Consider the following 19037-nt stretch of genomic DNA (forward strand, 5'->3'; position numbering starts at 1 on the left):
GTAATATTAAATTATGTGATGAATTTCCTAAAAGAAAGTCTTATATTTATTCTGCAAAATTACATAAACTAAAGTATATAGGATATTTTATATTTCAAGAAATTTATTTCTGCAAAATAGGTATTTTTAAACAGAAAATTACTTAACTTAATCAACTTACTTTTGATGTTGCCCCCAAAAAATATGAACAAAATGGTAAAGTACGGTATGAATTTGGATGAGATCGATTTAGGAGCCTCTCTAAAGAAGTATTTTGGATTCTCCCAATTTAAAGGACTACAAGAAGGTGTTATTGAAAATATAGTTCAAGGGAAAAATTCCTTTGTTATTATGCCTACAGGTGGTGGTAAATCCCTATGCTATCAGCTTCCAGCGTTGATGCAAGAGGGAACTGCTATTGTAGTCTCCCCCTTGATCGCCCTGATGAAAAATCAGGTAGATGCCATAAGGGGGATTTCTTCAGAAATAGGTATAGCCCACGTTCTTAACTCTTCCTTGACCAAAACGGAAATTAAACAGGTTAAGAAGGATGTGAGCGACGGCGTAACAAAACTGCTGTACGTTGCCCCAGAATCCTTGACCAAAGAGGAGTATGTAGATTTCTTACAGGGTGAAAAAATATCCTTTGTTGCCGTAGATGAGGCGCATTGTATTTCTGAATGGGGACACGATTTCAGACCCGAATACCGCAATCTAAAATCTATTGTCCAAAGACTTGGTGATGGTATTCCCTTAATAGCACTTACTGCTACCGCTACACCAAAGGTACAGGAAGATATCATTAAAAACTTGGGTATCGGGGATGCTAAAGTGTTTAAGGCAAGTTTTAACCGTCCTAATCTTTATTACGAGGTACGCCCAAAAACTCAAAATGTGGACGCGGATATCATCCGTTTTGTAAAACAGAATTCGGGCAAATCCGGTATTATATATTGCTTAAGTCGCAAAAGAGTTGAAGAGCTAGCTCAGGTATTACAGGTAAATGGGGTAAGTGCGGTACCCTATCACGCGGGGTTCGATGGGAAGACTAGGTCCAAGCATCAGGATATGTTTTTAATGGAGGATGTAGATGTTGTAGTGGCTACAATTGCCTTTGGGATGGGAATAGATAAGCCAGATGTACGTTTTGTTATCCACCACGATATCCCTAAAAGTATAGAAAGTTATTATCAGGAAACTGGAAGGGCCGGTAGAGATGGAGGGGAAGGGCATTGCCTAGCTTTTTACTCCTATAAGGATATAGAAAAATTGGAGAAATTCATGTCCGGGAAACCCGTTGCTGAACAGGAGATAGGAAACGCCTTGCTTCAAGAAATTGTAGCCTATGCAGAAACTTCCATGTCCCGAAGAAAATTTATACTCCATTATTTTGGAGAGGAATTTGACGAGGTAAACGGAGATGGTGCGGAAATGGATGATAATATCCGTAATCCCAAGGAGAAACAGGAAGCCATGGACGATGTTCTCAAAGTTATTCAGGTGGTTGTAGGAACCAGTGAAAAATTTAAGTCTAAGGAGGTCGTAAAGGCCTTGACAGGTAAGATTAATGCCTTGATTTCTTCTCACAGAACAGAGGAAAAGAATTTCTTTGGAATCGGAAAGGATAGGGATAAGGGATATTGGATGGCATTGATCCGTCAAATGCTGGTTGCAGGCTTGATGAAAAAGGAGATAGAACAATATGGAATTCTTCATGTAACCCCTTTGGGAAAGGAGTTTTTAATAAAGCCTACCTCATTTCTGATGACCATGGACCATGTGTATAACAAGGAGTCCGATGATGCCATTGTAAGTGCAGCAAAAACAGCAGGGGGAGTGGCTGATGATAGGTTATTAAAAATGTTAAAGGACCTTAGAAAGAGGCAGGCCCAAAAACTAGGAGTGCCTCCATTTGTGGTATTTCAAGATCCCTCTTTAGAGGATATGGCTTTAAAATATCCAATTAACTTAGAAGAACTTATTAATATTAATGGAGTAGGTGAAGGGAAGGCTAAGAAATATGGAAAACCATTTTTGGAACTAATCGCTTCTTATGTAGAGGAAAACGATATTTTAAGACCAGATGATCTGGTAGTGAAGAGTACGGGAGCCAATTCGGCCTTAAAATTATATATTATACAGAATGTAGACCGAAAATTACCGCTAGATGATATTGCCTCTGCCAAAGGATTGGAGTTGGTGGAGTTGATAAAGGAAATGGAGCAGATTGTCTATAGTGGAACAAAATTGAACCTAGGATATTGGATCGATGAAATTTTGGATGAAGATCAGCAGGAGGAAATACACGAATATTTTTTGGAGGCAGATACCGATGACCTTGAGGTAGCTTTAAAAGAGTTTGAAGGAGACTATGAAGATGAGGAGCTTAGGTTGTATCGACTTAAATTTATTAGTGAGGTGGCCAATTAGGCTTTGATGATTAATGTATTAAATAATCCCCATGTTTTTCTAACATGGGGATTATTTTTTTATCTTTTTTTTGACTTTTAGATTATTCTATTCAGCTTTCTTAACTTTTGAACCCTAGTTCCATAGCAATCACTAGGATTTAGGTGAAAATTTAAGTCTAGTGCACTGCACTTTCCAGTATTGAAAGTTGCATTTTATCGGCGTCTAGAGAGCCTTTTACGCCGATGGGGAAGGTGAAATTATGGTCTATATGCCCAAATGAAAGTCCGTAAACAGCAGGGATATTCAAAGCAGCTATCCTATCTTGAATAACTTGTTTGAGGGTAAAGGTATTTGGATCAGGAATACGATCACAACCTTTAAAAACACCTAATGCGATTCCTGCCGCCTTATGGAAGGTTTTACTGTGAATCAATTGGGTCAGCATTCTATCAATCCGGTATGGAGCTTCCTCAATTTCCTCTAGACAAACTATGGTGTCTGTGAAATCTATTTCATCGGGAGTACCTAACATAGCGGTAACCAAGGTGAGGCTACCTCCAACCAGTTTCCCAGTCGCTTTTCCAGGGCAAATATTGTATCTGCGATATTCAGGCTTACTATATTCTTCGCTAGCCGTAAATTCTTTATTTTCCAACAATTGTTTGGTCTTGGTATGCATTACCACTTTTTTCAATTGGGCAATGCTATAATCGTCTGTAATAGTACTCCCTACTGGGCCATGGAAGGTGATTAGCCCAGTTTTTTGATAGATTCCATTTAGAAGTGCTGTTATATCGCTAAAGCCCACCAGTACTTTGGGATTATTTCTAATAAGGTCATAATCGATCATGTGCATAATACGGGTACACCCATAGCCTCCCCTAGCACACAGGATGCCATCTACCTTTGGATTTGCAAATATGTCATTTAGATCTGCGGCCCTTTCCTCGTCTGTATTACTAAAATACCCGTGATTTCCATGAATTCTATCGGTATGGTATGGGATAAAGCCCATGGATCGCAACGTTTCCTTTGCTTTTTCTAAAACCTCATCTGTTATGGCAAAACCAGGAGCAATTAATCCAATGGTGTCCCCCATTTTTAGTGCTTTTGCTTTTACTGGGGAAATTGCTGGTATATAAGGGGGTGTCTGCCCTATTAACAGGGAGGGAGCTATACAAATAGCTCCCATTCCTGCGGCATTTTTTAAGAATTGTCTTCTCTTTTTCATGAAATTAGGTATATGGGCTAAAATAACAAAAATCCATAGAAAAAGGGAGGGGCCATACTGGCTAATGCCCCTCCCTAATTAGTAGATGTAAATTGTGTGATTATCTTGCGGCTTGCCCATTGTTGGACTTTGACTTTCTCAATTGTCGTTGAATTTTTTTGATAGCGGATTCTATCGATTTTTCTGGTTCTATGATGTTGTATTCTCCCCAAAAATCTGGGTCTGAAAATCCCATGGCCTCATCACTTAAGATTACCGTAGACTTTAACCGGTTTTTAAACTTGGGGATCTCTCCCGTTATGTTCTTTTCCCAATCCGTGACCGCCATTTCACAGGTCATACTATAGACGGAATTGAAGAGCCTGTCGTCCCAATTAATTTTGAATTCCAATAGTACATTGCTATATCCGTAATACCATCTTCCGTTCTTTTCTCTATAATCTACCCTATAGGCAATATCTGTAGGCCATACGTTGGCCTTAGCGGGTTTTTTTTCGGACAAACAATCTAGCAGCTTCCTCCTTGTCAGTAATATTTAGTGAAAAAATGGCACTGGTTAAAATTTTATTTTCACCATCTATATAAAGCTTCCCTTGGTAAAGGGGAGCAGTTATAAAATCTTTTTGTTTAAAATTTACAACATAGATCAGCCTGTTATTAATTCTGGTGGAATTTTCAAAACTAAAGTTATATTCCTCCATGGACTCCTCGGTGAAAATATACTGGGGATATTTAATCACATCCACAAACAAGGTGTTAAAGGGGCCACCCTGTAATTTTAATACTAAGGTGTCTAGCTTATTGTAATCTGTACTTTTTCTAGATTTGTAGAGCTCTACAGCGTCTTTTCGGTCTGTGTTATAGGGGGATTTAAAAATGTTTACTACCGCTTCGGACAGCGATACATTTCTTCTTCTCTTTTTTATGGTCTCTCTGTAAAAGGCGGTCATAATGGTAGGATGGTCAAAGTAATTTTCACCTCTTCTTTTAAGCGTTTCTCGCACCAAAGCCTCAGCATTTTTGGGAACTTCCAAGCTAACTTCTGTTAACTCAATGACCGATGTTCGCAAAGCGATAATATTTTTGTTATCTTTCAACTGGGCAAGCGGTATTTTTGTAGTGTGGTATCCAAGGAATGAAACTACTACATTGCCCTCTCTAATAGTTTTCGGTATTTTAAGTGAAAAGTCGCCCTCAGCATTGCTCACGGTGCTTATGTTGGTGTTTTCTAGGGAAATATTGGCAAATACCAAAGATTTTTTGGATTCTTCATCTATTATTTTTCCTTGATACAGATTAAAAGTTGCCTCTTGGTCCTGCATGTCCTGAAACAATGTTGAGGCCCAAAGTGGTCCCGAAGTCCCGATCAACAACAACACCTGGAGTACTGCTGTCAAGATTCTCTTCTTTAAAAGTATATTTTTTCTGCTCATGGGATGTCGCTTTAATGATGGTTGAATATTAATATCAAGGTCCATGCTCTATTTTTTAAATCAATTACGCCTTTTCCGCTATATTGATTCCTTATAAATCCATTTTCATCAATATAGTATATCAATACTGAAAAGGTAGTGTAGGGTTGGTGATCGAAATTGCCTTGTTAGCCTTAGAAGATGGACTAATGCAATTCATCAAAATCCTTTTTCAGTAGTGATGACATCATTCCCCTATTAGATAACCCTAATGTGGAAAAGCCCTATTTCTAAGGTAGTGATTTTAAGTGAGATATCCTACGTAATTAGTGCGAAACTTGAGAGGGCAGTGGAGAGAAATTGTAGATTATTTTTTATTATATTACCAGGGTATTGGACATGTTAATATCTCCTCCCAGGTTTTAGGCCATTAAACAACCTAAATCTGGAAGGGAGATTGAAATTTTAAAGTGAAGACGATCGTATAGATCGCTATGGATTTAATTTTTTTAAATCGAAGAGATCTTTTCTTCGGTCCTTGAGGTTTCTAACACTACCAAATTGATTCAATTCTGTTAGGAGGTCTAAATCTAAGTCCACGATCAAGATCATCTCGGTATTGGGAGTGGCTTCTGCTTTTATTCCGTTGGCAGGAAATGCAAAATCGCAAGGTGTAAAAACCATTGATTGTGCATATTGAATGTCCATATTATGAACTTTAGGCAAATTACCAACACTACCTGCAATAGCCACATAACATTCATTTTCTATGGCTCTAGCCTGTGCGCAGTACCTTACCCTAGAATATCCGTTCTGGGTATCGGTAAGGAAAGGGATAAATAAAATATCCATTCCTTCATCGGCCAGAAGTCTACTAAGTTCCGGAAATTCGGAGTCGTAGCAGATTAAGACACCAATTTTACCGCAATCCGTATCAAAGGTTTTTAATTGATTACCGCCCTGCATGCCCCACACCCTAGCTTCATCCGGAGTGATGTGCAATTTTTCATACCTTTCCTTGGTTCCGTCTCGCTTGCATAAATAACCTACATTGTATAATTTGCCATCCTGCATTTCGGGCATGCTGCCTGTAATAATATTAATATTATAGGAGATTGCAAGTTCAGAGAATTTCTTTACTATGGTTGCCGTATGCATGGCCAATTTACGTATGGCCTCGGGCTCCGATAAGTGATTGTCCTCAGCCATTAATGGGGCATTGAAAAACTCAGGAAAAAGGGCGAAATCCGAACGATAGCCAGAAACAGAATCAATAAAAAATTCTGCTTGTTGCAATACATCATCCAGATTTTTATAGGACCTCATTTGCCATTGTATCAAGCCTAATCGGACAACTCTTTTGGAAGTGCTGGGTTTTTTATTTACTTTTTCGTAATATATATTGTCCCATTCCAATAGCACTGCATAATCGTTGGAGGCCGCGTCGCCCTCCAAATAATTCTTTAAGATCCTAGTGGGATGAAAATCATTTGAAATTTGAAAATTGAGTACTGGGTCGTGAATTTCCTTACGTTTTACCTTATCAATATAGGCCTTAGGGGTAAGGGTATCCATATATTTGTGGTAATTGGGGATTCTCCCCCCAAAAGCGACTCCTTTAAGATTTAGACGTTCGCAAAGATCTTTCCTGTAATCGTAAAGTCGACGTCCCAAACGCATTCCCCTAAATTCTGGTTTTATAAATACGTCTATGCCGTAAAGCACATCCCCATTTTTGGCATGGGTGTTAAAAGTATATTCTCCGGTAATCTGTTGGTAAGTGTGTTGGTCATCAAAATCATCGTAATTAATGATAATGGACAAGGCACATCCTGCAATGTGATTGTTTACCTTGATCACCACCTGTCCCTCCTGGAATTGCTGAATAAGCGTTTCTATTTGGTGCTCCTTCCAGTACGCATTGGGCATGGTGGTGTAAGAAGCTATCATGGCCGTCTTTAGCTCCTGATAGTCGTCCAGACTTAAATAAGTCAGTTCAATATTCTCTATGTCCTCCATGTTTATTTTATCGTCCATTGTACATTGATTTTCAACACTATTAGTATTAAGATTTTGGTGTTTTGGAGGAGTCGGAAACCGATTCGTTGATGTCTTGTAGTTCTTTTTCGGTTAAATTCCGCCATTTTCCCACAGGTACGTCCAATTCGATATTCATGATCCGTATCCGTTTCAATGCGGTTACATTGTAATCTAAATACTCACACATCCGTCGGATTTGTCTATTTAAACCTTGCGTTAAGGTTATTTTAAACACAAACTTATCTAGTTGTTCCAAGTAACATTTTCGGGTTACGCGGTCCAGAATAGGTACCCCATTGCTCATTCTCTCCAAGAATTCTTGGGTAATAGGACGGTCTACGGTAACTATATAATCTTTCTCGTGATTATTCCGGGCACGTAATATTTTGTTTACAATATCTCCGTCATTGGTAAGAAGTATAAGTCCTTCACTGGGTTTGTCCAACCTACCTATTGGGAATATTCTACTGGGATAGTTGATGTAGTCTATTATATTATCTTTTTCCCGTTTTGTGTCTGTTGTACAGACAATGCCAATAGGCTTGTTAAACGCAATGTAAACAGGTTTATCCTGTGGTTCCGAAATAAGTGTTCCGTCTACGCGTATTTCGTCCTTTTCCGTGATTTTGGTCCCCATTTCTGGAACCGTACCATTAATGGTGACCCTACCTTGGTCTATAAGCTTATCTGCTGCCCTTCTGGAGCAGTATCCCATTTCGCTTAAAAACTTGTTTATCCGAGTGCCTTCCCTCTCTTTCATAACTGCTCTTTAAGCCCAATTTTAGTATCGGGTTTTAGAGCGGAAATATACAGAAATAAACTTTTATATGCAGTACGTTAAGTGCAAGATATTTATGAGGAATCTTTACTGATCCCAAGGTGCTAAAGGCCTTATTTTTTTAAAGGGTCTGTAGTTTCCATATAGATTTCTTTCTCCAGTTCTCGATCTAGTTTTTGAAAGAACATCATTTCGGCATAAAATTGCCAATCGAAGTTTATGGATTGGTTGGCCAAATGTACATGGTGATCCTGATCCAAGATATAATTCTCTGGTTTTGTAAGGATCCGCGTTTTGCTGTACACCTCTTCCAATTCTTTTCTGAGGGAATTGAAGCCCAATTCCAACTCCTTTAATTTTGTTGCCGAAGCTTTTATAGCGTTCTGATCTTTAGCGGTATCATATTCCTTGAGTGCCAATAAAATCTTGGGACTGTATTGTGCCAATTTATTCACCTGCTCATACACCTGAAGGTTGTAGTCGTTTCTAAGGGCAGTGGATCGGGCCGACTTAATTTTTAGGGCAATGCTGTCCGTAAGTTCCAGAATTTGTGCCGCCTTTTCTAGACGCTCCTTATGGGTAATACTCCAAGTGCCTTTGTCGTTTATATCGGGAAAGTCCATCACTCCATCTTCCAAAGGCTGTTTCATGGTACTCAGATAATTGCGCTTGTTTCCTTTTAACAACGCATTTTTCCAAAATGCTACTGGTCCTTCCAAATTCGTTATAAACGCATTTTCTGCGGTCGCCATGGGGTAACCGTATTCCCGTTGTCTAAAAGCCATTTTCAGCTCTTCGTTAGTGCGTTTGTCTCCCACCCATGAATATTCAGCAAAGGCCAAAATGCCACGCATGTACAATTCAAAATGCGGAGAGTCATCATCCCATAGGGTTAGTAGTAATCCCTTTGATCCACTTTCTATGGAATTGACAGCAAACGCCCTTATATTATCCATGTTACTGTCGTTTTGGGGCATTAATACCCATCGTGTCTGTCCGGCGGTAGCGCCCATAACCTCCATGCCATGGTCCGTAAACCATTGCATAGCCTTTATGTTTCCATAAGCCTGAGGGGTTTCATAATTCCAACGCATATATATACAGTTTTTCGGAAAATCATCCAAAAATGCCAGCAATTTATGTTCGTTTTCTTCCCAGATCTTATTTACTTCCTCCTCGGTCATTTCCGGCTTAAACATCGGTGCGTAGACATCTGCCTGTTGCAATGGCATATCATCCCAGAAAATAGGTGTTCTGCCGTGTTCTTCCGCAAACTTTGATACCTTGTCTAGCCACATTAATTGTAATTTTAGGGCGGGTTCTTTACTTCCCCTTCCGGTGGTATGTACCTCGTCTCCCCCTACATGAAGGTATTTTCCGTGGGGAAAGGCTTCCATGGCATCCAAATATAAATCAAACTGTACTTCGTAGGTTTTAGGGTCTAGGGGATTAAATGCCCAATCCCGACTAACATCGTCCCTTAGATCAAAATACTCTGGATGTTTTAATATAAAGGATGCATGGCCAAGACCTTGTACCAACGGACTGATCTCTATGTGTCGTTCCTTGGCGTAATCACTTATTTTTCTCCATTCCTCAATACTCAATGCATCTTCGGAGGCTATGGTTGGCTGTCGTTTAAACTTTAATTTATCTTCTATTTCCAAGATTATCCCATTAACCTTAAAACTTGCCAGTTTATTCATTAAGCCGTAGTAGTATTCTGGTTTTTCCAAATGATGTTTTACATCCAAGTGTATTGCCCTGTACGAGAGTTCAGGGAAATCTGTAATATGGCACAAAGGCAGGTTTACTTTTTGATCCTTGGCATCTTCATATAATTGCTCTAACGTAGTAAAGGCATAAAAAAGTCCGGCTTCATCCTTAGCCTTTATGTTGATGATGTTATCTTCAATAGTTAGTGTATAACCTTCTGAAGGAATATCCATTTCAGTATCTATTTGATATACAAGTTGCGATATGCTCTTATCGGTAACTTCTTTTAATCCAATTAACTCTCTGGTAAGGATAGGTAGTTTTTCCTGACCGTTAGCCTTGTAACCTATAGGGGTATCATATGAAAATGAGCTTACTCCTGTTATGTTGAATTCCTGTGCTTGTGGTAATAATTTAAAATCGCCCATTTTTTGCTCTTTGGGGGAACAGGAGGCTAATAGTATGGTGCAAACTAAAAAATAGATAATAGAAATTTTTTTCATAAGTTTTTAGGGAGATAATAGTTGTATGATTTAATCGTATTATCCAATTTTAGAAAGTGATACAATATTAGAAACCTTAAATGTAAGGTGTTTTTCTAGTGGTTTTGTGGTATCGAGGAATAAAATGGGCAGATGTTATAGGTATAACAAATTTGTACTCTAGGATCGTTAAACACCAAATTGCTCTAAATGATGGTTTAAGTGCTTGTAAAAAAGGTTATTCCATTCTGTTTTGGTCAGCTTTCCAAAGGAATGTGACTCTTTTTCATGAAAATATTCCTCTCCTAGCTTTTGGGTTTTTAAAAGATGTTCAATTAAACGGTCTTTTTCAACGTCAAAATTCCTTTCATCCACTATTAAAAATGCTGGGGCAGTCCTGCTATTTTTCTTATAAGGTTTTTCGTTAACTACAGCTTGCTTTACAATTAGCTTTAGCATAAACTTCATTAAACTGTTCGGTTTGGGATGTTTGTTAGTATATACCATTTCATAAGGCACGTTGCAATGGGCCAGCATTTGTGCTACATTCATTTTCCCCCAATGAGGGACAGTAGTTGGGGTTAGCTTATTAATTCTGGCAATGACTTCCTCAGTTACTTTAAGGTCAAATATATTTTTCATTTTATAGGAGTGTTAAATGTTGGTATGTTGGATGTAATGTTTATTCATACTAATGTCCTTATATTACTTGAAATAAAATATCGATTAATATATTATTTCAAACTAATCCATTTCCCTGTTCGTACACTTTCTTTTGCGGCTTCCAAGATTTCCACAACAATCATATTGTTTGCAAGTGCTGGCAAATCATAGTCTTGTAGGGTGATTTCATTATTGATAACCGCCGCTAATAAAGCAAAAGGATCTCTATAGGGGTTTGTAAGAGGGTTTAGCGTATCTTTTTGTTTGTTTTTGTCAGCCTTAAATTTCGATGTCATTTCGGTCGCATTTTCACTAATGACGTATCCTGTGCTGCCGTAAACCTCCATATCTTTTCTGGAAAATGGCCAATTCCAGGAAGCTTGGATAATTCCCTGCATTTTTGGAAATTGCAATATTATAGTTGCCTCATCATCTACGTTGGGATAGGTATCAGGTTTAAAAGTCTGGGCCAAGGCCATAACAGCTTCCGGTTTTTGACCCTTTGTAAGCCATGTAATTAAATTGGCACCGTAGCAGCCAAAATCTGTCAAAGCGCCTGCGCCGTTCAATTTTGGATCGGTCAACCATTCTAAAAATTCCTTACTGACCCCAATTTCTTTGGGGCCTTTATGTCCGTCATGGACCACAATTTTTCGTAAATCCCCTATTTTTCCGGCTTGCACTATCTCATTGGCCTTGTGATTGGTTGCGTACCAGCTGGTCTCATAGTTAGTCAGTAGATGGATATTGTATTTTTCGGCAAGGGACTTCATTTTAAAGGCATGATCCATGCTCACCGCCAATGGCTTTTCTACCATTACATGTACGCCTTTTGGGGCACAAGCTTCTACTACCGCCAAATGCTCGTATATACTTCCAAAAGCAGCCACCGCTTGAGGCTGGGTTTCTGCGATCATTTCCTCTAAGGTGTCAAATACCAGATCCATAGAAAACCCATAGTGTTTTGCATGTCTTGCCACTAATTCCTTATTGGGTTCCACAATCCCCACAATTTTCAGATCGGTTTGGTCCTGTCGTCCCAAAATCCAATGCACATGGTCATGGGAAAGTCCGGCTACACCAAGTCTAATGGGCTCGTTGTTTAGCTGGCTACTTAGGTTTAAGGGAGTTAGTAAAAGCATCAGTATTAGCGAAGGAAAACTTAGAATTTTTGAGGAGTTCTTTATCTGCTTCTTCATCCTATCAATCGTTTTATCCATTTTAATTTACTTTTAGTGTGCGGATAATATTTTAAATTAGGTTCTATCCAGGTGGGTTTGTCTAATATTCCCTTATAATGAGAAAATGCCTTAAAACCGTATTCCCCATGATACGCACCTATGCCACTATCTCCAACACCACCAAACCCCATATTGCTGTTGGAAATATGCATAACAGTATCGTTAACTGCACCCCCGCCGAAAGAAATTTGGTTAAGTACTTTTTGCTTGTACTCTTTATCCTTGGTGAAAACATAACAGGACAATGGTTTGGGCATTTCCTTTATCTTGGCAATTATGGCATCTAGATCCTCATATTCGATTACAGGAAGGATGGGTCCAAATATTTCGTCTTTCATTACGTTGTCCTCAAAAGTGACATCCGTTAAAATAGTAGGTTCAATAATTCGGGTATCCGTATTGTATTTCCCACCGGTGTATACTTTATCGGCATCGATCAACGCAATTAGTCGCGCTACATTAGCATCGTTTATAATTTGGACGTAATTGTCCTCTTCCACTAAAAACTTGGATTCTTCTATTTCTTTTTTTGCCAGTTCTAAAAACTTATTTTTTACGGATTTATGTACCACTACATAATCGGGGGCAATACAAGTCTGACCAGCATTTAAAAATTTGCCCCAAATTAATCTTTTGACCGTAATCTTAAGATCACAATTTTCTGTAATTATAGCGGGACTCTTACCTCCCAATTCCAAGGTTACGGGGATTAGATTTTTGGCTGCTGCTTGGTAGACAATTTTCCCCACGGATACACTGCCGGTGAAAAATATTTTATCGAAATCTTGATTTAGAAGTGCCGTGGTTTCGGGAACGCCTCCTTCTACTACCCTAAAGAAATTGGGATCAAAGTTTTCATTGATCAGTTTAGCCATGGCCTTACTGGTATTGATGGGGAGCTCACTGGGTTTAAGGATAACGGTGTTTCCGGCAGCAATAGCTGCAATGGCAGGGGCAATCGACAATTGATACGGGTAATTCCATGCGCCAATAATTAAACTTACTCCTAGAGGCTCTGGAATAATGTACGATTTTGCAGGCAAATTGACCAAATTTGTTCGAACTCGTTTTTTCTTTGACCATTTTGAAATCTTTTTAACCGCTTCCTTTATGTCGTGGTAAAGTAGACTTATCTCCGTGGTGTAATTTTCAAAGGCCGATTTTTTAAAATCCTTATAAATAGCTTCATGCAGGAAATCTTCATTTTCCCTTAGTAAGGACTCCAATTTTTTTAATTGGGCAATCCTAAAATTCACCTCTTTTGTAGCATTGGTTTGGAAGAATTTTTTTTGTAGTGCTACTATTTCTTGCATTTTATCCATAATTATTTTGCTGGTTTATTTTTGTTATTTCTATTGCACCATAAATAAGGCGTTCACAAAAAATAGTTTTCCATTTTCCCAAAATCCGCGGAACAAAGGATTGTCCACCATATAGATTACTTGGCCTTTACCGTGATTCTCCACTCCAAAAATGAGGGTTTCGTCAATTTTTTTTCGTGCCTCGCTTCCTGCGAAGCCGGAAACTGGAGCACTATTCTTTTCTAGGTAGACTACGTTACCGTTTTCGAGCTTTCTATAAGCTTCCTCCCCTAGCTTTAAGGTGAAATATTGATCAGGATATCCATATGCTAAGGGATGTGTAGGGTCTACTTTTGCCTTAAAAATGGCTCCAGTAATGCTGTTTTTTATGTATTCGCGTTCAGAATCGTCATAAGGGTGAAGTGTTGCCAAACTATCCTTCTTAATTTCCTTTTCTTTGATTGCAAAACCTTCCTTTCCATTTATACCCTTAATAGCACCATCCATGGCTATTAATTTTCCTCCATTGTGAACAAATTGCTTTAAATCGGTCAATTTCTTTTTGTCAAAAAAATCGCTATACCAACCGTTGGGGAGGATTAGAACGTCATATTCCGATAAGTCTACCCTGCTGTAGTAGCTGGCATCCAATATCGTAACCGGATAGTGAAGTTGTTGTTCAAAAAAATGCCAAACCTCCCCAAATTGCAGGGTACTGGTAGGTTCTCCAGATAAGATAGCTATTTTGGAGTCGGTGATCATTGGTACATTGCTTGATCCAAAATCCTTGCCTTTTTCCACAAATCCCGATTGAGAGGCGGTCAGTAAAACCTGGTGATTTTGAGCAATATTTTCCAAGGAATCAATAAAGTTTTTATGGTTTCTATTGTCGCCCTTGGTAATGATCAAACTGCCGCGATCAAATACCTTACCCGCTACCGTAAACGGTTGGTTGGCGTAACGAACCCTAATATTTTTCTTTAATAGTTCCGATAAAAATCGGGCATCTTTCATGCTATTCCAATCCGCAATGTAGGCGTAGGCATCCTTGGACAAGTTTGTTGGAGTATTTTTTGCAACACTCGTGCTTTCCTCGGGCGCTATGTTTACCAATGTTTCTGTCGCAGTTGCATCCAAGCCATAGGCAAAGGGTAGGGACCAGGCCGTGATATCATAGGTAAGGGAATCACTTAATTTAGTATGGGGCTCCAAAAGTACTTTTACCAAGGTTCCCTTGGTTTGGTCCGTAGAGACCACCATATTTTCAGAGGTTGTTTTTATCGTTTTTACTTTTCCTGAATTGTAATCATACCCTTTAACCGAACTATTTGTTGCCCAGCCATAAGTTATTTCGTGGGATTGCAGTAAGTTGCCCAAGGCCTCCAGTTTATCGGGATTTCCGCTAAGGACATAGCTTTTGAATTTGAAATTTTTATTTTGATAAAACTTTTGAAATTCCTCATTTAATCGGGTTGTATTTTGGGAAGCCACCTCTACTGTGGAAAGACCTGTAGTTAAATGATGGGCAATCCTATCTTTTAGGGTTAGGGTGTCTCCAATACTGGTCTTTATTCCCAGTCCCGCACGGCCACTGCCACCTTGTTCATAGGTCATGCCTATACCACCATTATAGGTAGGGTAGGTGTCGCCATAACTTGGATATAACAGATCAAAAATTTCTTTGGTAAAATAAAACCATCCGTTGGCGTCAAAATATTTCGCATTATTTTTTCCGATGATAACCTGAAATTCGCGTTGAAAATCGGTGACTACTTCATGAAAAGGTTCTGCCGCAGGAGCAAAAAAATAGGGATTATCCACACCCTGCTCATGGAAATCCACATGTATATGTGGTAGCCATTGGTTAAATACTTTTAAGCGGTGCCGACTTTCTACTTGGGTAAGCCATGCCCAATCCCGATTAAGATCGAACATGTAGTGATTGGACCTTCCGCTCCACCATCCTTCGTGGTGTTCCTTGCTATTTGGGTCAACATTGTTCGGAGAATTTTTATATTGATAGTACCAGTTAACATACCTTTCACGTCCATCGGGGTTTAAACATGGATCTATAATAACAACGGTATCGTCCAAATAATCCGATTTTTTGGTCAATAAATCATATATGGTCTGCATGGAGGCCTCGGTGCTTACACTTTCATTACCGTGTACATTATAACTCAACCAAACAATTGCCTTTGAAGGTGTATCCCCTCCCTTGCTATTGTTTATATGCGCTTCACGGATTGGTTTCAAGTTTTTAATGTTTTCTGCATTTGAAACATAGGCAAGAATCAAGGGTCTTTTTTCGTTGGTTTGTCCGTATTCTATTAGTTGCACTCGGTCCGCGGCGTTGGTAGCAAGGTGTTCGTAGTAATCCACTACCCGATGGTGCCTTGTAAATGCTGTTCCCAATTCATATCCCAAAAATTGAGCTGGCGATTTTATTTCTTGAGAAATTCCCAGAGTGGCCACTAATATTAGAAGTGAGAATAGTAGTTTTTTCATGTTAAATTGATCAGTTTGTCTAGTATCAAATCTAAGGAATAATGATGATATTATTGGGATGGTATAGGGATAACCCAATTTTATAGAAAATCAGGGATGGCTCAACACTCTAATTGCCTTAATAAAATGGTTAATTAAACTTCTTAACGTATTTTTAGGACTTGAAAAATGGGGTTACCCCTATCTTTACCCAGCAATTACCGATAGTATATGGAAGTCAAAGGCATACCCTTTAAAAAAACAGGTTATTTTTCTAATTTAATATGTGATTATTTGGATGGGAAGCCAGCTTTGGATCCCTTCTACAATAGAAAACCCGAGCTGGGGGAATTTAAGGATCAAATTAAGGAGAAGGCTAGTTTTTCTCCCGAACATAGGCAGGTATTGTCCAGGGTCTTAAAGGGACAATATATAAACACCAAGATTTCCAGTGCTTCCGAGACCAATATTCTGTTGCTAAAAGAGAAATCGACCTATACCGTGGTGACGGGGCATCAATTAAATTTGTTTACCGGTCCTCTGTACTTTTTATACAAGATAATTACCACGATTAATCTTACTAAAACCCTTAAACGGGAGTATCCAGAAAATGACTTTGTGCCCATTTATTGGATGGCGACCGAGGATCATGATTTTGAAGAGATCAATTACTTTAATTTCCGGGGGAAAAAATTGCGATGGAACAAAAGTGTCTCTGGGGCAGTAGGGCCTTTGGATACAGATGGGCTACAAGCTATAAGCGAAGCCTTTTCCAATGAAATAGGAAGCAGTATAAATGCCAATAAACTTAAAGAATGGTTTAAAAGAGCCTATTTGGAACACGATACCTTGGATGAGGCTACCCGTTTTTTGGCCAATGAGCTGTTTGGTGAACACGGATTAGTGATATTGGATGGGAACGATGTTCAATTGAAAAACCTTTTTATTCCCTATATCAAAAGAGATTTATTGGAGCAAAAATCCTATAAAATGGTCGAAAAGACTATATCTGGCTTAGGGGAGTTGACAGAAAATTACGGGATTCAGGTTAATCCTAGAGAAATCAACTACTTTTATTTGGTTGATGGGGTTCGCGAACGGATAGTGGAACAGGAAGGGAAATATTATATTAATGAAACTAAGATTCAATTTTCCAAAGAAGAGATTCTAAAGGAACTAGAGGATTATCCTGAAAGATTTTCACCAAATGTAATTACCAGACCGCTATACCAAGAGGTTATTTTACCCAACTTATGTTATGTTGGCGGTGGGGGAGAACTGGCCTATTGGTTACAATTAAAAGCCATGTTCAATGAGATGGAAGTGCCCTTTCCCATTCTCTTACTTCGAAACTCTGCCTTGGTTATCACCCAAAAGCAAGTTGAAAAATTAGATAATATGGATATTTCCATTGCAGATCTGTTTTTAAAGCAAAGTAGTTTTATCAATAAGAAAATTCGAGAAATTTCTAATATAGACATCGATTTTACCCCGCAAAAGAATCATTTAATACAACAGTTTAAAGGCATGTACGACTTGGCTGAAACTACCGACGCCTCTTTTTTAGGAGCAGTAAAGGCGCAGGAAGTCAAGCAGTTAAAAGGATTAAATCAGCTAGAAAAACGCTTGTTGAAGGCGCAAAAGCGGAAGCTCGAGGATCAGGTGGTGCGAATGACAGAGATTCAGAATCAACTTTTTCCAAATAAGTCCCTACAGGAGCGTAATCTTAATTTTTCGGAACTTTATTTGGAATATGGAGACCGATTGATTCCCTATCTAATAGAGGCTCTTAATCCTTTGGTAGGAGATTTTACAATTGTAAAAATGGATTAATATTCAATTATTATACCCTCTCCTTCTAAACTACACATTGTTTTAATAATATTTTTTAAAAAAACAGCTGACTATGTCCATGCATAAAGTAGATTTTGAAATGGTAGAAATGACTTTGGATGTCATGAAATACGCCATTGGTCGTCTTACCCATCCAGCGCCAGAATTGGGGAAGCCAAAAAAGGAGGAAGAACTTAAGGCTTTGGTAGGAGAAACCATTACCCCATTGGGAATTGGGGGGGAGAAAGCGTTTAATCTGTTCAAAGATGTATTGCTCAAGGCTACGGTCCCGATTGACCATCCTAGGCATTTGGCTTTTGTGCCCGCGGCCCCTACCAGGGCGGCGGTTATGTTTGATTTGGTTACTTCGGCATCTAGCATTCATGGTGCCTATTGGATGGAAGGGGCAGGCGGAATTTTTTGTGAGAATGAGGCTATCAGATGGTTGGTGTCCCTCACCGGATTACCTAAGGGATCCTTTGGGGTCTTTACCAGTGGCGGAACTGCCGCCAATCTTTCTGCTATGGTAACAGCGCGGGAATATTGGCGGAAAGATATTAATAATAGGGGAAAGAAAGGCTTGATAATTACTTCCAGTGGTGCGCATTCCTCTGTAAAGGCGATGGCCAAGGTTATAGATTGTGATGTGCTTTTGGTAGAAACGGAGGAAGAAATGAAGGCAGAGGCTCTAAAGGAAAAAATAGGGTCGTTGGACGGTCAACAAAGACAAAGGTTGTTTGCAGTTGTGGCAACTGGTGGCACAACCAATGCAGGGATTATAGATGACCTATGGGGAATAGGGGAGCTTTGCGAAGAAGAAAAACTGTGGTTCCATGTAGATGCTGCTTATGGGGGAGGTGCCCTTGCATCAAAATCGGCCAGACCCTTATTCAAAGGATTGGAAAAAGCAGATAGTATTACCATTGATCCCCATAAATGGCTTTTCTCACCTTATGATTGTGGCGCCATTTTGTATAAAGAACCAGAACTCGCTAAGGAAGCACACTCCCAAGAAGGTTCCTATTTGGATATATTTAAAGATGAAGGTGCGAATGGATTTAATCCTTCGGATTACCAAATACAACTCACTCGGAGGGTAAGGGGGTTGCCGCTTTGGTTTTCCCTGGCCATGCACGGTACAGATAAGTATTCCTGGGCGGTGGACAGGGGGATAGAATTGGCTAAATTGGCCGGAGAATTAATTACAAAAGACCCATTGGTAGAATTGGTGCGAGACCCCAGTCTTTCTTGTGTTCTCTTTAGACGAATAGGATGGTCTGCACAGGATTATACCAATTGGACCTATAAAAATCACAGGGAGGGATTTGCTTTGGTAACTCCCACCAAGTTTAAAGTTCTAGGCGAATATGAAACCGTGGCACGATTTTGTTTTATCAATCCAGATACCACCGAAAAAGACATTACCATGATTTTGGAAACTATGGAATAGGGTGCTCCACAG

13 protein-coding genes are annotated in these 19037 nt (G+C 39.2%); 3 read left to right on the plus strand and 10 right to left on the minus strand.

Features of this window, described 5'->3' with window-relative positions:
* Positions 1 to 207 precede the first annotated feature (207 nt).
* Positions 208 to 2409, plus strand: coding sequence for a DNA helicase RecQ (gene recQ / locus KCTC52924_RS12230; RefSeq protein ID WP_251808540.1), 2202 nt, complete (start codon positions 208 to 210; stop codon positions 2407 to 2409).
* Positions 2410 to 2566: 157 nt separating this feature from the next.
* Here the strand turns inward: recQ and KCTC52924_RS12235 are convergent, their stop codons facing one another.
* The 10 genes from KCTC52924_RS12235 to KCTC52924_RS12280 all read right to left on the minus strand — a co-directional run bounded on the left by KCTC52924_RS12235 (position 2567) and on the right by KCTC52924_RS12280 (position 15763).
* Complete coding sequence (locus KCTC52924_RS12235; RefSeq protein ID WP_251808411.1) at positions 2567 to 3622, minus strand: LD-carboxypeptidase; 1056 nt, start codon at positions 3620 to 3622, stop codon at positions 2567 to 2569.
* A gap of 100 nt (positions 3623 to 3722) precedes the next feature.
* The gene (locus KCTC52924_RS12240) at positions 3723 to 4124 is read right to left on the minus strand and encodes a hypothetical protein (protein ID WP_370671466.1); all 402 of its coding nucleotides are present in this window, start codon (positions 4122 to 4124) and stop codon (positions 3723 to 3725) included.
* Positions 4102 to 5100 (minus strand): carboxypeptidase-like regulatory domain-containing protein, encoded by a 999-nt coding sequence (locus KCTC52924_RS12245; protein ID WP_370671467.1) that lies wholly within the window; start codon positions 5098 to 5100, stop codon positions 4102 to 4104. Before KCTC52924_RS12245 ends, KCTC52924_RS12240 begins: the two co-directional genes overlap by 23 nt.
* Before the next feature lie 426 nt (positions 5101 to 5526).
* On the minus strand, positions 5527 to 7071 hold the full coding sequence (locus KCTC52924_RS12250) for a bifunctional GNAT family N-acetyltransferase/carbon-nitrogen hydrolase family protein (RefSeq protein WP_251808413.1): 1545 nt from the start codon (positions 7069 to 7071) through the stop codon (positions 5527 to 5529).
* A gap of 28 nt (positions 7072 to 7099) precedes the next feature.
* On the minus strand, positions 7100 to 7834 hold the full coding sequence (rluF, locus tag KCTC52924_RS12255; RefSeq protein WP_251808414.1) for a 23S rRNA pseudouridine(2604) synthase RluF: 735 nt from the start codon (positions 7832 to 7834) through the stop codon (positions 7100 to 7102).
* Between the two features lie 131 nt (positions 7835 to 7965).
* On the minus strand, positions 7966 to 10071 hold the full coding sequence (locus KCTC52924_RS12260) for a family 20 glycosylhydrolase (RefSeq protein ID WP_251808415.1): 2106 nt from the start codon (positions 10069 to 10071) through the stop codon (positions 7966 to 7968).
* A gap of 168 nt (positions 10072 to 10239) precedes the next feature.
* Positions 10240 to 10692 carry a DUF1569 domain-containing protein gene (locus KCTC52924_RS12265; RefSeq protein WP_251808416.1) on the minus strand — a complete coding sequence of 151 codons (453 nt, stop codon included), beginning with the start codon at positions 10690 to 10692 and terminating at the stop codon, positions 10240 to 10242.
* Between the two features lie 92 nt (positions 10693 to 10784).
* On the minus strand, positions 10785 to 11933 hold the full coding sequence (locus KCTC52924_RS12270) for a Gfo/Idh/MocA family protein (RefSeq protein WP_251808417.1): 1149 nt from the start codon (positions 11931 to 11933) through the stop codon (positions 10785 to 10787).
* Positions 11909 to 13276 (minus strand): aldehyde dehydrogenase, encoded by a 1368-nt coding sequence (locus tag KCTC52924_RS12275; protein WP_251808418.1) that lies wholly within the window; start codon positions 13274 to 13276, stop codon positions 11909 to 11911. The genes KCTC52924_RS12270 and KCTC52924_RS12275 overlap by 25 nt, the downstream gene beginning before the upstream one ends.
* 30 nt (positions 13277 to 13306) lie before the next feature.
* Positions 13307 to 15763: a M14 family zinc carboxypeptidase gene (locus KCTC52924_RS12280; RefSeq protein ID WP_251808419.1), complete on the minus strand. Its 2457-nt coding sequence runs from the start codon at positions 15761 to 15763 to the stop codon at positions 13307 to 13309.
* A 210-nt stretch (positions 15764 to 15973) separates the two neighbouring features.
* Between KCTC52924_RS12280 and bshC the strand changes: the two genes are divergently transcribed.
* Entirely contained in the window at positions 15974 to 17575 is a 1602-nt protein-coding gene (gene bshC / locus KCTC52924_RS12285) for a bacillithiol biosynthesis cysteine-adding enzyme BshC (RefSeq protein ID WP_251808420.1), read from the plus strand.
* A gap of 79 nt (positions 17576 to 17654) precedes the next feature.
* Complete coding sequence (locus KCTC52924_RS12290) at positions 17655 to 19025, plus strand: pyridoxal-dependent decarboxylase (RefSeq protein WP_251808541.1); 1371 nt, start codon at positions 17655 to 17657, stop codon at positions 19023 to 19025.
* The last annotated feature ends 12 nt before the right edge of the window (positions 19026 to 19037 follow it).

It is taken from the genome of Arenibacter antarcticus (assembly GCF_041320605.1).
In the GTDB taxonomy this organism is placed as follows: domain Bacteria; phylum Bacteroidota; class Bacteroidia; order Flavobacteriales; family Flavobacteriaceae; genus Arenibacter; species Arenibacter antarcticus.

What these genes read in the sequence shown, in the direction of transcription:
- recQ (WP_251808540.1), top strand. Translation starts at nt 208, where the DNA reads ATGAATTTGGATGAGATCGATTTAGGAGCCTCTCTAAAGAAGTATTTT.
- KCTC52924_RS12235 (WP_251808411.1), bottom strand. Translation starts at nt 3,622, where the DNA reads ATGAAAAAGAGAAGACAATTCTTAAAAAATGCCGCAGGAATGGGAGCT.
- KCTC52924_RS12245 (WP_370671467.1), bottom strand. Translation starts at nt 5,100, where the DNA reads ATGGACCTTGATATTAATATTCAACCATCATTAAAGCGACATCCCATG.
- KCTC52924_RS12250 (WP_251808413.1), bottom strand. Translation starts at nt 7,071, where the DNA reads ATGGACGATAAAATAAACATGGAGGACATAGAGAATATTGAACTGACT.
- rluF (WP_251808414.1), bottom strand. Translation starts at nt 7,834, where the DNA reads ATGAAAGAGAGGGAAGGCACTCGGATAAACAAGTTTTTAAGCGAAATG.
- KCTC52924_RS12260 (WP_251808415.1), bottom strand. Translation starts at nt 10,071, where the DNA reads ATGAAAAAAATTTCTATTATCTATTTTTTAGTTTGCACCATACTATTA.
- KCTC52924_RS12265 (WP_251808416.1), bottom strand. Translation starts at nt 10,692, where the DNA reads ATGAAAAATATATTTGACCTTAAAGTAACTGAGGAAGTCATTGCCAGA.
- KCTC52924_RS12270 (WP_251808417.1), bottom strand. Translation starts at nt 11,933, where the DNA reads ATGGATAAAACGATTGATAGGATGAAGAAGCAGATAAAGAACTCCTCA.
- KCTC52924_RS12275 (WP_251808418.1), bottom strand. Translation starts at nt 13,276, where the DNA reads ATGGATAAAATGCAAGAAATAGTAGCACTACAAAAAAAATTCTTCCAA.
- KCTC52924_RS12280 (WP_251808419.1), bottom strand. Translation starts at nt 15,763, where the DNA reads ATGAAAAAACTACTATTCTCACTTCTAATATTAGTGGCCACTCTGGGA.
- bshC (WP_251808420.1), top strand. Translation starts at nt 15,974, where the DNA reads ATGGAAGTCAAAGGCATACCCTTTAAAAAAACAGGTTATTTTTCTAAT.
- KCTC52924_RS12290 (WP_251808541.1), top strand. Translation starts at nt 17,655, where the DNA reads ATGCATAAAGTAGATTTTGAAATGGTAGAAATGACTTTGGATGTCATG.